18 protein-coding genes and 1 tRNA gene are annotated in these 13,912 nt (G+C 69.3%); 11 read left to right on the top strand and 8 right to left on the bottom strand.

Annotated features, from left to right (window positions below):
* The coding region (locus M6444_RS13380; protein ID WP_363326363.1) for a 5-formyltetrahydrofolate cyclo-ligase at positions 1 to 482 on the bottom strand (482 nt) is incomplete at its 3' end.
* Positions 483 to 644: 162 nt separating this feature from the next.
* On the opposite strand from M6444_RS13380, the gene galU reads away from it, so the two are divergent.
* The 6 genes from galU to M6444_RS13350 all read left to right on the top strand — a co-directional run bounded on the left by galU (position 645) and on the right by M6444_RS13350 (position 5,160).
* Positions 645 to 1,598, top strand: a complete 954-nt coding sequence (gene galU, locus M6444_RS13375; RefSeq protein ID WP_363326362.1) for a UTP--glucose-1-phosphate uridylyltransferase GalU — start codon at positions 645 to 647, stop codon at positions 1,596 to 1,598.
* Positions 1,595 to 2,821, top strand: a complete 1,227-nt coding sequence (glp, locus tag M6444_RS13370) for a gephyrin-like molybdotransferase Glp (protein WP_298328126.1) — start codon at positions 1,595 to 1,597, stop codon at positions 2,819 to 2,821. The genes galU and glp overlap by 4 nt, the downstream gene beginning before the upstream one ends.
* A gap of 62 nt (positions 2,822 to 2,883) precedes the next feature.
* Positions 2,884 to 3,312, top strand: coding sequence for a cyclic pyranopterin monophosphate synthase MoaC (gene moaC / locus M6444_RS13365; RefSeq protein WP_363326361.1), 429 nt, complete (start codon positions 2,884 to 2,886; stop codon positions 3,310 to 3,312).
* A gap of 5 nt (positions 3,313 to 3,317) precedes the next feature.
* Positions 3,318 to 3,794: a MogA/MoaB family molybdenum cofactor biosynthesis protein gene (locus M6444_RS13360; protein WP_298328122.1), complete on the top strand. Its 477-nt coding sequence runs from the start codon at positions 3,318 to 3,320 to the stop codon at positions 3,792 to 3,794.
* A complete protein-coding gene (locus tag M6444_RS13355; protein WP_298328120.1) occupies positions 3,791 to 4,411 on the top strand; it encodes a GNAT family protein in 621 nt (206 codons plus the stop codon). Before M6444_RS13360 ends, M6444_RS13355 begins: the two co-directional genes overlap by 4 nt.
* 116 nt (positions 4,412 to 4,527) lie before the next feature.
* Positions 4,528 to 5,160 carry a YceI family protein gene (locus M6444_RS13350; protein WP_298328118.1) on the top strand — a complete coding sequence of 211 codons (633 nt, stop codon included), beginning with the start codon at positions 4,528 to 4,530 and terminating at the stop codon, positions 5,158 to 5,160.
* Here the strand turns inward: M6444_RS13350 and M6444_RS13345 are convergent.
* From M6444_RS13345 to M6444_RS13335, 3 genes are read right to left on the bottom strand one after another with little or no spacing between them, the layout of a single operon-like run.
* On the bottom strand, positions 5,110 to 6,411 hold the full coding sequence (locus tag M6444_RS13345; RefSeq protein WP_298328115.1) for a hypothetical protein: 1,302 nt from the start codon (positions 6,409 to 6,411) through the stop codon (positions 5,110 to 5,112). The two genes, M6444_RS13350 and M6444_RS13345, sit on opposite strands and share 51 nt — an antisense overlap.
* Positions 6,408 to 7,268, bottom strand: a complete 861-nt coding sequence (locus M6444_RS13340) for a cytochrome c biogenesis CcdA family protein (RefSeq protein WP_298328134.1) — start codon at positions 7,266 to 7,268, stop codon at positions 6,408 to 6,410. The genes M6444_RS13345 and M6444_RS13340 overlap by 4 nt, the downstream gene beginning before the upstream one ends.
* Positions 7,268 to 8,005 carry a thioredoxin domain-containing protein gene (locus M6444_RS13335; RefSeq protein WP_298328113.1) on the bottom strand — a complete coding sequence of 246 codons (738 nt, stop codon included), beginning with the start codon at positions 8,003 to 8,005 and terminating at the stop codon, positions 7,268 to 7,270. The genes M6444_RS13340 and M6444_RS13335 overlap by 1 nt, the downstream gene beginning before the upstream one ends.
* A gap of 82 nt (positions 8,006 to 8,087) precedes the next feature.
* On the opposite strand from M6444_RS13335, the gene M6444_RS13330 reads away from it, so the two are divergent.
* The 4 genes from M6444_RS13330 to M6444_RS13315 all read left to right on the top strand — a co-directional run bounded on the left by M6444_RS13330 (position 8,088) and on the right by M6444_RS13315 (position 10,956).
* Positions 8,088 to 8,645, top strand: a complete 558-nt coding sequence (locus M6444_RS13330; protein WP_298328110.1) for a hypothetical protein — start codon at positions 8,088 to 8,090, stop codon at positions 8,643 to 8,645.
* Complete coding sequence (locus M6444_RS13325; protein ID WP_298328108.1) at positions 8,642 to 9,037, top strand: BlaI/MecI/CopY family transcriptional regulator; 396 nt, start codon at positions 8,642 to 8,644, stop codon at positions 9,035 to 9,037. Before M6444_RS13330 ends, M6444_RS13325 begins: the two co-directional genes overlap by 4 nt.
* Entirely contained in the window at positions 9,034 to 10,011 is a 978-nt protein-coding gene (locus M6444_RS13320; protein WP_298328105.1) for a M56 family metallopeptidase, read from the top strand. The genes M6444_RS13325 and M6444_RS13320 overlap by 4 nt, the downstream gene beginning before the upstream one ends.
* Positions 10,012 to 10,125: 114 nt before the next feature.
* Positions 10,126 to 10,956 carry a hypothetical protein gene (locus M6444_RS13315; protein ID WP_298328102.1) on the top strand — a complete coding sequence of 277 codons (831 nt, stop codon included), beginning with the start codon at positions 10,126 to 10,128 and terminating at the stop codon, positions 10,954 to 10,956.
* 9 nt (positions 10,957 to 10,965) lie between these two features.
* Here M6444_RS13315 and M6444_RS13310 read toward each other — a convergent pair whose 3' ends face one another.
* Positions 10,966 to 11,889, bottom strand: coding sequence for an NADP-dependent oxidoreductase (locus M6444_RS13310; protein WP_363326360.1), 924 nt, complete (start codon positions 11,887 to 11,889; stop codon positions 10,966 to 10,968).
* A gap of 103 nt (positions 11,890 to 11,992) precedes the next feature.
* Here M6444_RS13310 and M6444_RS13305 point away from each other — a divergent pair.
* A tRNA-Ala gene (locus M6444_RS13305) sits at positions 11,993 to 12,066 on the top strand.
* Positions 12,067 to 12,162: 96 nt separating this feature from the next.
* On the opposite strand, the gene M6444_RS13300 is transcribed toward M6444_RS13305, so the two are convergent.
* From M6444_RS13300 to M6444_RS13290, 3 genes are all read right to left on the bottom strand, one after another.
* Positions 12,163 to 12,291: a hypothetical protein gene (locus M6444_RS13300; protein WP_298328097.1), complete on the bottom strand. Its 129-nt coding sequence runs from the start codon at positions 12,289 to 12,291 to the stop codon at positions 12,163 to 12,165.
* A 72-nt stretch (positions 12,292 to 12,363) separates the two neighbouring features.
* Positions 12,364 to 12,969, bottom strand: a complete 606-nt coding sequence (locus M6444_RS13295) for a short chain dehydrogenase (protein ID WP_298328095.1) — start codon at positions 12,967 to 12,969, stop codon at positions 12,364 to 12,366.
* On the bottom strand, positions 12,966 to 13,912 hold a 947-nt coding region (locus M6444_RS13290), incomplete at its 5' end, for a helix-turn-helix transcriptional regulator (RefSeq protein WP_298328093.1). The genes M6444_RS13290 and M6444_RS13295, both read right to left, overlap by 4 nt.

Genomic DNA, 13,912 nt, shown 5'->3' with positions numbered 1-13,912 from the left:
ACCGGCACGTCGTGCGGCTCGCGGGGGACCGGGATGTCGAGCACCTCGCCGTCGTGCAGGACCACGCAGGTGAACGCGCGGCCGGCCCGCCCGGCCAGCACCCGGTCGTACGATCCGCCGCCGCGGCCCAGTCGGCCGCCGGTACGGTCCGCGGCCAGCCCGGGAACCAGCAGTGCGTCAGCCTCGGCCGCGGCGGTCGGACCCAGCGGCTCGCCCGTCGGCTCCAGCAGGCCGCGAGCAGCGGGTGCCAGCGCGTGCGGGCCTTCGTACACCGCCCAGTCGAGGTCGCCGTCGGGCAGCAGAATGGGGAGCAGCACGTCCACTCCGGCCTCGCTCAGCGCCTCGATCAGGGGACCGGTGCCCGGCTCCCGGCCCACCGACACGTACGCGGTGACAAGGCGAATCCCGGTGAACTCCGGCGCGGCGAGGACGGCGTCGCGAATCTCCATGGCCGCCGTGGCGAGCGCCGACGCATCGAGCATGGCGCGACGCGCGAGAATGCGCGACCTCAGCGCGGTCTTGGCCTCGGGGATCGACGTCGGCACGTCTCTACCGTACGGCGCTGGGCAGAACCGGCGCGGATGCGCTTCTGCGGGAAGGATCTGCTTTGTAAGGTGACGGACATGAGCGGCGAGGTGACGGACATGAGCGGCGACCAGACGGCGAGCTCGGCAGGGCACAAGGGTTCGGTGACCAAGGCCGTGATCCCGGTCGCGGGGTTGGGCACGAGATTCCTCCCGGCGACCAAGGCCACGCCGAAAGAGATGCTGCCGGTCGTCGACAAGCCGGCCATCCAGTACGTCGTGGAAGAGGCCACCGGGGCCGGGCTGAACGACGTACTCCTGGTCACCGGGCGCAACAAGGACGCGATCGAGAACCACTTCGACCGCGCCTGGGAGCTCGAGGCCGCCCTGGAGAAAAAGGGCGACCAGCAGCGCCTGCAGCGGGTACAGAAGTCGCAGGTCCTCGGCGACATTCACTACGTCCGCCAGGGCGACCCCCGGGGGCTCGGCCACGCTGTGCTGTGCGGTGCAGCGCACGTCGGCAACGAGCCGTTCGCGGTGTTGCTCGGTGACGACCTCATCGACCCGCGCGATCCGCTGCTGCCCACGATGCTCGACGTCCAGCGGCGCCACGGCGGCAGCGTGGTGGCCCTCATCGAGGTCGACCCGGCCCAGATCAACCTGTACGGCTGCGCGGCGGTCGAACCCGACGAGGGCGATGTCGTGCGGGTGACCGACCTGGTCGAGAAGCCCGACCCGGATTCCGCGCCGAGCAACCTCGCGATCATCGGCCGCTACGTGCTGCACCCGGCGGTGTTCGACGTCCTGCGAGAGACCCCGCCCGGGCGCGGCGGGGAGATCCAACTCACCGACGCACTCAAGACCCTCATCGACGAGCCGGCCGACGACGGCGGCGGCGTGCGGGCCGTGGTGTTCCGCGGACGCCGATACGACACCGGCGACCGGCTCGACTACTTGCGCACCATCGTCAGCCTGGCCAGCGAGCGCGACGACCTCGGACCGGACTTCCGGGCGTTCCTGCGCGAGTTCGTGGCCACCATGCCGCCCGAGGCTGGTCCCGGGGACGCATCGTGAAACGCGTCGCCGACCACCTCTCCGACGTCCTCGGCGCCGTCCGTCCGCTCGGTGAGCTGGACTTCCAACTGCTCGACGCGCACGGATGCGTGCTCACCGAGGACGTCGTGGCGCCGTGGTCGCTGCCGCAGTTCGACAACACCGCCATGGACGGCTATGCGGTGCGGGCCGAAGACGTCGCCGGCGCCTCCGAGGACAGCCCGGTCGAGCTGCCCGTCGTCGCCGACATTCCAGCCGGCGACACCGGCATCAACGCGATCGGCCCGGGACTGGCCGCACGGATCATGACCGGGGCACCCATACCGACCGGCGCCGACGCCATCGTTCCGGTGGAGCACACCGACGGCGGCACGGCCAAGGTGCTGATCACGAGCCCGGCGAAGGTGGGCGCCCACATCCGTCGAGCCGGTGGCGACATCGTGGCCGGTGATGTCGTGCTCGGCGCCGGCACGTATCTCGGCGCGACGCAGATCGGGCTGCTGGCCGCCGTCGGGCGCGACCGCGTCGTGGTTCGTCCGCGGCCCCGCGTCGTCGTCATCTCCACCGGCAGCGAACTCGTCGAGCCCGGATATCCGTTGGCGACCGGCCAGATCACGGACTCGAACTCGTTCACCCTGACTGCCGCGGCCCGCGAGGCCGGCGCCATCGCCTACCGCGTCGCGCCGGTTCCTGACGACAAGGAACGCCTGCTCGGGCTGATCGAGGACCAGCTCATCCGCGCCGACATGGTCATCACCACCGGCGGGGTGAGCGCCGGTGCGTACGACATCGTCAAAGAGGTCCTGTCGGGTCTGGGGACGGTCAGCTTCGACCAGGTCGCCATGCAGCCGGGCAAACCGCAGGGCTTCGGCACCGTCGGCGAGGACGCGACGCCCATCTTCACGTTGCCGGGCAACCCGGTCAGCGCATTCGTGTCGTTCGAAGTGTTCGTCCGCCCGGCCATCCGCAAGATGCTGGGCTCGTCGCGGCTGCATCGGCCGAGCGCGAAGGCGGTGCTGCAGGAACGGCTGCGGTCGCCCGAGGGACGCCGCCAGTTCGCGCGCGCCCGGGTTCAGACCGGCACCGACGGCACGTACCACGTCCGCCCGCTCGGCGCACAGCAGTCGCACCTGATGGGTGACCTCGCCTACGCCAACGCCTTGATCGTCGTGCCGGAGCATGTCACCGAGGTCGCGGCCGGCCAGGTGGTCGACACCGTCCTGCTGGAACGGCGGCGAGAGTAGTGCCCGGGGCGCCGGCCGACCGGCCGAAGCTGACCCACGTCGACGACCAGGGCGCGGCCCGGATGGTCGACGTGACGGCCAAGGACCTCACCACCCGGACGGCCACGGCGTCCGGACGCGTACTCGTCTCGCCCGCGGTGATCGCCGCGCTGCGCGGTGACGGCGTACCCAAGGGCGATGCCCTGGCGGTCGCGCGCATCGCCGGTATCCAGGGCGCCAAGCGCACCCCGGACCTGGTGCCGCTGTGTCACCCCTTGGCGATTCACGGCGTCGAGGTGGATCTCACCGTCACCGACGACTCGGTCGACATCACGGCCACCGTGCGCACGGCCGACCGCACGGGGGTGGAGATGGAGGCGCTGACCGCGGTGTCCACCGCCGCACTCACCGTCGTCGACATGGTCAAGGCGATCGATCGCGGCGCCATCATCACCGACATCCGCGTGGACGAGAAGACCGGCGGGCGCTCCGGCACGTGGCGGCGAACGTGAAAGCGATGGTCGTGACGGTCTCCACTCGGGCCGCCACCGGCGTCTACGAGGACCGCGGCGGTCCGCTGATCGTGTCGAGCCTGCGTGAGCTGGGCGCCGACGTCGACGGGCCGGTGGTGGTGCCCGACGGGCCGGAGGTCGAGACGACGCTGCGTGAGGCCGTCGGCGCCGGGTACGACGTCGTCGTGACCACGGGTGGTACCGGGCTGAGCCCCACCGACCACACCCCCGAGATGACCCGCCGGGTGCTGGACGTGGAGGTGCCCGGGGTGGCTGAGGCGATCCGGGCCTACGGGGTGGCGCACGGCGTCGCGACGGCGTCCCTGTCTCGAGGGTTGGCCGGACGGGCCGGGCGCACGTTCATCGTCAACCTGCCCGGATCCACCGGGGGCGTGCGCGACGGGCTGGCCGTCATCAGCCCCGTGCTCACGCACGCCGTCGACCAGATCGGCGGCGGCGATCACCCGAGGACGCCGGCATGAGGTCGCGACGATCCTCCCGGCTCGGCTGGCCGGTGGAGCTGAGCGAAGGGCCGGTCGGGCTGCGTCCGCTGCGCGGGAAGGACATGCGCGCCTGGACCCAGATCCGCACCCGCAGCGAGGAGTGGCTGCGGCCGTGGGAAGCGACCCCGCCGCCGCCCGCACCGCAGTTCGCGTTGACCTACCGGCAGATGGTGCGCCTGCACGCGGCGCAGGCCCGGGCGGACGAGGCGCTGCCGTGGGCGGTGACCTACGAGGGCCGCCTGGCCGGGCAGCTGAACGTCTCCAACATCATCTGGGGCTCGGCCCGGATGGGCACCATCGGTTACTGGCTCGACGCCGACCTCGCTGGGCGCGGCATCATGCCCACCGCGGTGGCCATGGCCGTCGACTACTGCTTCTTCGTCGCCGGCCTGCACCGGCTCGAGGTGAACATCCGGCCCGAGAACCGCGCGTCGCTTCGCGTGGTGGACAAGCTCGGTTTCCGCGAAGAGGGCATCAAGCCGCGGCTGCTGCACATCGACGGCGCCTGGCGTGATCACCGGTCGTTCGCGCTGACGGTCGAGGACGTTCCCGAAGGTTTGTTGAAGCGCTGGCGCTCGTCTCGTATGACGCCGTGAGCGGCAGGTTCGGGTAGCTGGCCAGATATGGCCGGTTTGCGAATCCGTTGACGGTGGGATGATTTCCTCGGCCGCTACGCGTTGGGACGGCGAACGGCATACCGGGGGATAGACACATGACCGAACACCTCAGCGTCCGGATGTGGAAGGGCGCCCAGCTACCGAAGCCCGGCATCTTCGAGATCGATGCCGCGCACACCACTGTCGGCTTCGTTGCCCGTCACCTGATGGTGACGCAGGTACGTGGCCGATTCGAGAACGTCCAGGGGTCGATTCGGGTGGCCGAGGACCCGTTGGAGTCCACGGCCGAAGCCGTCATCGACACCACCAGCATCACGACCGGCGCTGCCGACCGTGACGAGCACCTACGCAGCGCCGACTTCCTCGATGTGGAGTCCTTTCCGACGCTTCGCTTCACCTCCACGCAGGTGAGCGGCGGCGATTCGGGGTCGAAGTGGGCCGTGATCGACGGTGCCATGGTGCGGCGGCGCCGAGGCGGCGCGGACCGGTTCCGGGTCCTCGGCGACCTGACGATCAAGGGCGTCACTCGGCCCATCGAGCTCGACGTCACCATCGACGGCGTCACGTCCGATCCGTGGGGTGGCGAGCGGTTGGCGCTCAGCGCAACCGGCGAGATCGACCGCGAACAGTACGGCATGACCTGGAACGTCGCGCTGGAAGCCGGTGGCTGGCTGGTGTCACAACATGTCCAGATCGAGATCCGCGCCCAGGCTGTCCGATCCGCCTGAGAGCCGGTCGGCGTCCGGTAACGACACCGCCACGTAGCGTTGCCGCTCATCGCCGGGTAGTTGGACCACGGCCGGACCTGTCGGCACTCGCGTGGTCGGGGGTGCCCAGCCGCCCTCGTCGAGGGAGGCACCGTCGACCAGGTCCAGGGTCACGCCGCTGGTACCGGCCCGCCCGTATACCAGGTTCCCGGCGATGACGTCGACTCCGGCGTCGTCGGGAAACGGCTTGGCCCAGCGGATGCCGGCTGGTCCGAGCGCCACGAGCTGGCGGCCTGCCGAACTGGTGGTCGTCATCAAGGTGATGCTGGAGGTCGGGTCGGCTACCGACGCGCCGTCGGGTTCACCCGGAAGCTGGTCGACGAGCGCTCCGGTGCCGAGATCGTGGGCGGAGTAGATGGTGTCGCCGGACGAGCCCGGCCAGGCGAGAACGATCGTGTCCGCGACGGAGGCCGTGGTCTGGGTGACCGGTGTGGGACTGCCGCCGGGCTCGGACCCTGGTGGCGCGGCGAGATCGTTCTCGGTCCACAGCACTTTCTCGGTGGCCGTGTGTCGTGCCTGCACGAGCCCGTCGCGCTCGAGGACCCCCACGCCGTGGTGCTCGTAGTAGACGATGTCGCCAGCGGTCTCGTCAGCGACGACCGATCCGTCAGCCGCGGTCAGCATGACGCGCGGACCGGTCTCGTCGGCGACGATGCTGCCCGGCGCCTCGCCGAAGATCAGACCCGGCCCACGCAGCGGGCCGGGAACGTCCACGGGGCCCCAGACGACCGAGCCGTCGTGGGCGTCGAAGGCGGTTGCGGTCGTCCGGGTGGCCAGTTCGCCGGATTCGACGTCGGCGTCACTGTCCAGCACGATGACCATGTCACGGTCGTCGTGGCGGGTGACGCCGAAGCCTGCGCACGACGGATTAGTCGTGATGCGCCAACGCGGCTTCCCGGCACCGTCGATGCCGACGATGGAGAGCTCGGGCTCGCTGGCGTCGGGATAGACCAAGCCCACCAGACGTTCCTGAGTCACGTGTGGTGACGAGTCGAACTCCACGGACCACAAGGCTTCGGCTCCAGGCGGCACGTCGTCCGCGGCGACTGACGGCGCACGATCCACCTCCAGCTGGCCGAGATCATCGCTGAGCTGGGCGCCGATGGTTTCCTGGCCAGCGGTCTTCTCGCCAGTGTCTTCGTCGTGGCTACATGCGCTCACGACGACCGCGCACATCACTGCGGCCAGGGCGAGCGAGCGGGTGGTGTTCACGGTTTGTCCCCTGCCGTGGTGTGGTCGGTGGTCGTGAGCGCGCGGGAAACCCGCCCTCGGCGAATGCGCCAGACTGCGACCGCGACGACGACAGCGATCACGACGGCAAGGGCGGCCAGGTCCGGGATGCGATCGCCGAGATCACGCGCCCACAACTGGGCGCGATACTCGGTTTCGACGGAGACGAGTCCGCCCAGGCCGGCGGTGCCATCGGTGAACAACAGCAGAATGCCGATCCCGATGAACATCAGACCCGAGATCAGCTGGGACGTGTGCACGTGCCAGCGCCCTACGGCGACCTCGCTGCCACGAAGCCATCGGCGGCGTTGCGGATCGAGCCGGCGCCAGAGCGCAGCGAGCACGAAGAGCGGGCCGGCCATGCCGAGCGCGTAAATGGCCAGGAGCACACTGCCGTACACCGGATCCGAACCGATAGCCGACATGGCCAGCACCGAGCCCAAGATCGGGCCGGCACATACACCGGCAACGCCGTACACCGCACCGAGCAGATAAACCGACACGACCGAATGGGAATCAGCGCCGCCCACCCGGCTGAGCCGGCCGAGACCGAAGCCGCGACCACTCAGCTGAACGACGCCCAGCAAAATCACCACCGTCGATGCGATGGTGACGAACACCGACCGATGCTCGTTGATCAGTGCGCCGGCAGCGGAGGCGGCGATACCGAGCGGCACGAGCGTCGTCGCCAGCCCCAGATAGAACACGCCGGTACGGCTGAGCAGCCGAGCCGGGCCATCGAACGCGTACGCGAAGAACGCCGGCAGCAACAGTGCCGAACATGGACTGACCAGCGTCAGCACCCCGCCGATGAACGCGGCGACGTATCCGACCTCCATCACGCCTCTCCTTCTGCGCGTTCGGCTTCGATCGCCTCGACGAAGACCTCGAGAGGCTGCGCCCCGACGATCGGGCGGTCGTTGACGAGAAAGACGGGTGTGCTGGAGGCTCCCAGGGCGGTTGCCTCGTCGATGTCGTGCTGGAGTTCGCTGTGCACGTCGGGGTCACTCATGTCCGCTTCGAGCTGGTCCAGGTCCGCTACACCCGCCTCGTCGGCCAGGTCCAACAGGCGTTCGCGCGGTAGGTCGGGTTTGCCGCGGCTCGGCGCCTGGGCGTAAACCGCTTCATGGAACTCCCAGAACCGGCCCTGGCGACCAGCGGCCCGTGCCGCGAGCGCCGCTTCCACGGATTGATCGCCGAACACCGGCAGGTCGCGCCACTCGATCCGCAGCATGCCTGTTTCGACGTACTGGGCGACCAATTCGGGCTGGGTCTCTCGGGCGAACACGCCACAGAACGGGCACCGGAAGTCAGCGAACTCGACCAGAACCACTGGTGCATCGGCGTCCCCCATGGCCAAGGGGTCGCCATCGACCCTGCGAGCCATGTCCAGCTCAGATCCTGCACGTTGGTCCGGATCGGCCTGGGGTTGGGCCGTCTGCTCAGCGGTATCGGTGCCGCGGATCAATGTCGCCACGAGCAGCACGGCGGCTATCGCCGCGCCAGCCGCTAGTACCACCCACAGCCGCTTGGACTGGACCGACCGCGCCGGAGACGGCGCTGGTTTCCGTGTCATGACTCTCCTCAACCGGGCCCTCGATCGACTATCGACCATAGTCGACTATGCGCGATAGTAACTATGGGGCATAGTGGAGGGCATGCTCGATCCCAAGACTCGCTGGAGCCCGCCGCCTGTGCTGACCTCGGTGGCTCTGGCCGGGCAAGCTCTGCGCGCCTGGACACCGCGTCAAGTGATCGCCGCGGCAGCGGCCACGGTCGCGATCGGCGTGGTGATCGGTGTGGTGACCGTTCTGATCCCCAATCCGTTCTTTGCTCGCGACATCCCGACGGTGCCGTGGAACTATCCAGCGTGGCTGGCGAGTTCGGTGCTCACCGGCATGCTCGTCGCCACTTATGTTCGCCCTGCCCAGCCGTCGAGCGGCGATCGATCGGCTGAGCCACGATCGGCCAAGCGCGCTGACCGGATGGGAGCCGCCGGAGCGGCGTTGGCGTGGTTCGCCGTCGGCTGCCCCGTGTGCAACAAGATCGCCGTGTTGGCGCTTGGGTACTCCGGAGCGCTGACATGGTTCGCTCCCGCTCAGCCCTACCTGGGTGTCGTCGCCATCGTGCTGTCCGCGATCGCTTTGGTGGTGCGGTTGCGTGGCCAAGTCGCGTGTTCCAGCCGTCGCGGCGGCAAGACTACGGTGATGGCGTGACAGGCACACCACGGCCAGACGAGTCCTTCACGCCGGCACCACTCGGTGCGCTGGAGCAACAGGTCATGGACGTCCTGTGGGATCAGGGCGCCATGACCATCCGGCAAGTGATCAACCAGCTTCCGTCCGAGCCCGCGTACACCACCATCGCCACCGTGCTGCGCAACCTGGAACGCAAGCATCTGGTGACCCCCGAACGGGACGGTCACTCCGTGCGGTATCGAGCCCGGCACACCCGGGAGCAGCATGCTGCGCTGCTGATGGAACATGCGCTCGCGGCCAGCCGCGATCGCGCGGCCTCGATGCTGCACTTCATCGATGCCATCTCGCCCAGTGACGTCGAGCTGTTGCGGTCCTACCTCGACGGCCGAACAGCGGGTGACGATCGGTGACCGCCGTCCTGGCGCCAGCTCTGCTCGTCGTCCTGCTGCTGGGCTCGGCGCTGGGCGGCCCGCGGCTTCTGCGCAGAGCTGCGCCCGCGCTGGCGCGGACACCACGCCTGGCCACCACCATGTTGACCGCGAGCACCATCGTGTGGTTGCTGGCGTTCATGGCGCTGGGTCCGACGCTCGCGTGGGCCACCTCGGGGCCTAGCATGCTCACCGGGCGCCCGGCCGAAGTCTGCCGGCGATGTATCGACGCCGCCGCCCCGTTCACCGGTAGCACCGTCGAGGCGATGGTGCCGCCCGCGTTGTTGCTCGCGGTTCCGGTGGTTGGGGCGTCGGTCGTCGTGGGTGCTGTCGTCCGGCTGACCATGCGGCGCCGTCGAGCCGTCCGGGCCACGGCACAGAGTGTCGCGGCGGTCGCACGCCCACTGCGCCTTGCCGGTCATCAGGTCCAGGTGGTCGCCGACCCGCAACCCGCGGCGTTCGCCTTACCTCGTCGCCAGGGCGGAATCGTCATCTCCGAAGGTGCTGTGCGCAACCTGGACGCCGTCGAGCTCGATGCCGTCCTCGCGCACGAGAACGCCCATCTACGCCAACGTCACCACGCCGTGGGGACTCTCGTCCAGGGGATGGCGCAGCCGTTCCGATGGGTGCCCCTCGTCAGAGCGGCAGCCGATGCGATACCGCATTATTTCGAGATCGCCGCCGACGATGCGGCACGTCGACGAGCTGGAACACCAGCCCTGGCCAGCGCACTGCTCAAACTGAGCGAGCCACGGCCCACTCGGACCACGACGGGGCTGCTGCACGATGCCGACCACCTCCTGCACGCAGCTGGTCCCGACCGCATTCACCACTTGGTCAATCCCGATCCAGCCCCCACCGGCACTGGTGCCTCCCTCGCCTCCTTGCTGAACCTGACGGTCCTCGGAGTGGTCGGCACCAGCGTCTTCACCGTCTTCATCATCGGGTGCGCCTGACCATCAACTCGGCCCGTGAGGCGCGTTCAGCCACCACACACGTCACATGCGTTACCGGCGACACACCGGTGTAGTTCCACCGCGTGAGATGGTGCACGCCGTAGCGTCTGTGCCATGGGGTACAGCGGACTCATCTACGCGGCGATCGTCGCTGCGTGGGCCGCGTTCCTCGTGCCGCGGTGGGTGCGGCGCAACGAAGAGGTCGAACGAGCGCGCGAGGCGGACACCGCGCGCGGGGTCCGCGTACTGCCGCGCGGCAACGCGTCCATGCACGCGCCGCACCGTGGCCTCGTCGCCGACGATCCCGCGCCCGCACGTGTCGAGGCCGAACCGGCCGCCCCGCCCGATGCCTTGGGCGAGGCTTTCGCCGTCGCTGCCCGCCGACGCCGCCGGATCTTGGCGTTGCTGTTGGCCGCCACCGTCGCCGCGATCGTAGCCACCTACGTAGGCAGCGCTCCCGGCTGGCTGCCCGTGGTCACCGGCATGCTCACCGTGCTCTTCCTCGCGGCTGCCCGTCGCGCTGCCGTGGCACAGGCGCAACGACGACGGGCGGAGGCACGCCGTCGCCGGCGAGTACGGGCCGACGAGACGGCTGAGCGCCCGGCCGACTCGCCCGAAGACACCGGCTGGACCGTGCCGGTCGCCGACACCACCCGGCGCTTGGTGATTCCTGACGACGTCGAACCGGTCGCCGACCCCGATGCGTGGCAACCCATCCCGGTTCCGCTGCCCACCTACGTCACCAAGCCGAAGGCACCGCGGGTGGCGCGAAAGATCGACTTGAGCAAGCCCGGGTCGTGGACGTCGGGCCGGCTCGATCCGATCGGCTCGGTCAGCCTCCCGCGGCGGGAACCGGACGAACGCCCTGCGGCTGCGTCGTCGGCCGACCATTCGCCGCAAGAGGCCGACGAGCAGCCTGAGCACCGGCGCGCCGTCGGCGATTGACCGGCCCGCTCACGCGTCGTTGGTGATGGCGATCTTCCCGCGGGTGTGCCCGGCCGCGTTGGCCCGGTAGGCCTCGGCGAGTTGCTCCAGCGGGTACGTCGCGGACACGTCCACGGTGAGCTCACCCGCGTCGGCCAGCTCGGCGAGGGCGGTGAGATCGGCCGAATCGGGCACGACCCACATGTACCGCCCGCCGTGCTGGTCGACGGTCGGATCGGCGATCGAGGCGTGCCGTCCGCCCGGCGCGAGAACCGCGAGCGTCGACTGCAGGACCCCGCCCACGAAGTCCGCCACCACCGTCACCCCGTCGGGAGCCAGTGAACGGACGCGGTCTTCCAGTCCGTTGCCGTAGCTGATCGGTTCAGCACCGAGGGAGCGGAGATGGTCGTGGTTGCGTTCGCTCGCGGTGGCGATGACCTGGGCACCGAGTGTCCTGGCCACCTGAACGCCGATGTGCCCCACGCCGCCCGCGCCGCCGTGGATGAGCACGGTGTCGTCCGCGCCGACGCCCAGCCGGTGAAGCGTCTGGTAGGCGGTGAGCCCGGCCAGCGGCAGCCCCGCGGCCTGCTCCCAGCTCAGCGATGCCGGCTTGCGCGCGAGCACGCGTGCGGGCAACGACACGTACTCGGCAGCCGTCCCGTGCCCGACGTCGTCGCGGCGGCCGTAGCCGATCACCTCGTCACCCACCTCGAACTGGAACGTGTCGAGGCCGAGCTCCTCCACCACGCCCGCGACGTCCCAGCCCGGCGTGACGGGGAAGTGCACGTCCATCACCGCGTCGAGGCCTCCGGCCATGAGCTTCCAGTCGACCGGGTTGACCGCGGAGGCGACGACCCGGATCAGCGCGAACCCGGGCGGCACCTTGGGCGTGGGTCGATCGGTGAGCTCCAGGACCTCGGGGCCGCCGTAGCGGGAGTACGTCATCGCCTTCATGATGGTGGCAACCCGTGGTGCGGCGCGTTGATTCCGTCCCGGGCGGGGCGGGGTGCGGATTCGAAATCCGGCCCGCCGAGGTGATAAAGTCACCACGGTTCACGGGGCTGTGGCGCAGTCTGGTAGCGCATCTCGTTCGCAACGAGAGGGTCAGGGGTTCAAATCCCCTCAGCTCCACAAATCCGCTGGTCGTTCAAACAGCCGCTCACCTGTCATCACTGCAGGTGAGCGGCTGTTTCGTTGCGGCTTCGTGAACGGTTGTGTTCGTTGGCGTCAGCGGGTACGGCCGAGCGTGGCGAGGAGGTCCTCGTGCAGCTCGAACCAGACTCGGTGTGCGGATTCGCGGTCGGTCGCGGTCACCCAAGTGGGATCGGTCCGGGCCCGGGTGACAGCTGTGCTCATGCGATCAACACCGCGTTGTCAACAAAGTGTTGATGCCGTGTGCCGTTGACGTCGTCTCCAGGGCGTTGCCGTTCACCCGTAGGCGCGGATGATCTCGCCCGTCTGCTCACCGTGGATGCACGAGAGATAGTCGGTGAGCAAGGAATCCATCGAGACCGGCCGCATCCCCGGGAAGTACTCGGAGAAGGTCTCGACCGAGTCGCTGATCATGGTCGGGCTCACCGCGTTGATTCGCATCGTGCGTGGCAGTTCGACTGCCGCCGAGAGGACGAAGGCATGCAGCGCGCCACTGATCATTGCGCCACCGGTCACGCCCGGCCACGCCTGGTCGGCGAACACCCCCGAGGTCAGAGTGAAGGATGCGCCGTCCGCGACGTGGTCTTGCCCGATGAGCACCAGGTCGACCTGGCCGAACAGCTTGCCCTGCATGTTGTCGATCAGCTCGGGGCGGCTCAGCGTGGTGAAGTCGTCCATCGGGCCGTGTGCGGCGGCGCTGACGACGGCATCAATCGCACCCACCTGCTGATACATCGTCTCGATGGACTCGGGCGAGGTCAGGTCCACGCGAACATCGCCTGACGTTCGACCAGCCGTGATGACCCGGTGTCCGTGCTCGTGCAGTTTCGCGGCCAGGCGGCGCCCGATGGTGCCCGTGCCGCCGACGACGACGATCTTCATGACGGCCTTTCGACGGTGGCGGGCTCGTCGGCAGCGCGCCGCTCGGCCAGTGATGCCAGAAGGACGAGTGCCTCGTGATCCGGTGTCCCTCGCCGAGCGTGGAACAGCCCCAGTTGCTGGTCGTCGTCAGGGAGCGAGAGCGTCTCGTTGGTGAGGCGGATGCGACCGACCTCCGGGTGATCGAGATCGCGTACCGCGCAGGCGCAGATCTTGATCGGACGCTGCGCCCACATCGCGGCGAATTCGTTGCTCGCGACGGCGAGCTTGCCGACCAGGTGCTCGAGTGCGACGTCATCCGGGTGCCGGGCCACCTCTTGGTGGAGTGCCGCTACGGTCATCATCGCCTTGGCCCGCCAGTCCCGGTACAAGGCCCGGTGATGCGGATCAAGGAACAACATCCGGGCGATGTTGGGGCGACTGGGTTCCTGCGGTGCGCCCGGGTCGACGTGGCCGGCCAGCAGCGCGTGCCCCAGTCGATTCCACCCCACGACGTCGGTGCGGTGATCGATGACGATCGCTGCCACGTCATCGAAGGTGGCCAACAAATCCGCGACGGTCGGCCGCAGCACGCTACGCCGCGCGCGGCGGCGGACCTTCCGCGGCGGCTGGGCCAGGGTCCGCAAGTGTCGGTGTTCGGCGTCGTCGAGTTGCAGGGCCATCGCCAGCGCGTCGAGCACCGCGGGAGAAGCGGCCCGGCTCACGCCCTGTTCCAGGCGCGTGTAATAGCCGACGCTCACGCCGGCCAACTGAGCCAGCTCCTCGCGCCGCAGCCCGGGCACTCGGCGCAGCGTCACCCCCGAGGGCAGGCCAACCTGTTCCGGCGTGAGCCGCTCCCGGCGGCTGCGGAGGAATTCGCCCAATTCACTTCGCGTCTTCACCACGCCTCCCAGCATGGCGTCCGCCGTCCGGATGCGCCTGCCCCTGTGCGGTGTACCCAGCCACG

It is taken from the genome of Haloactinopolyspora sp. (assembly GCF_027324685.1).
GTDB lineage: Bacteria > Actinomycetota > Actinomycetes > Jiangellales > Jiangellaceae > Haloactinopolyspora.
The sequence above is the reverse complement of the archived record's forward strand: the minus strand, read 5'-3'. Positions and strand labels throughout refer to the sequence as shown.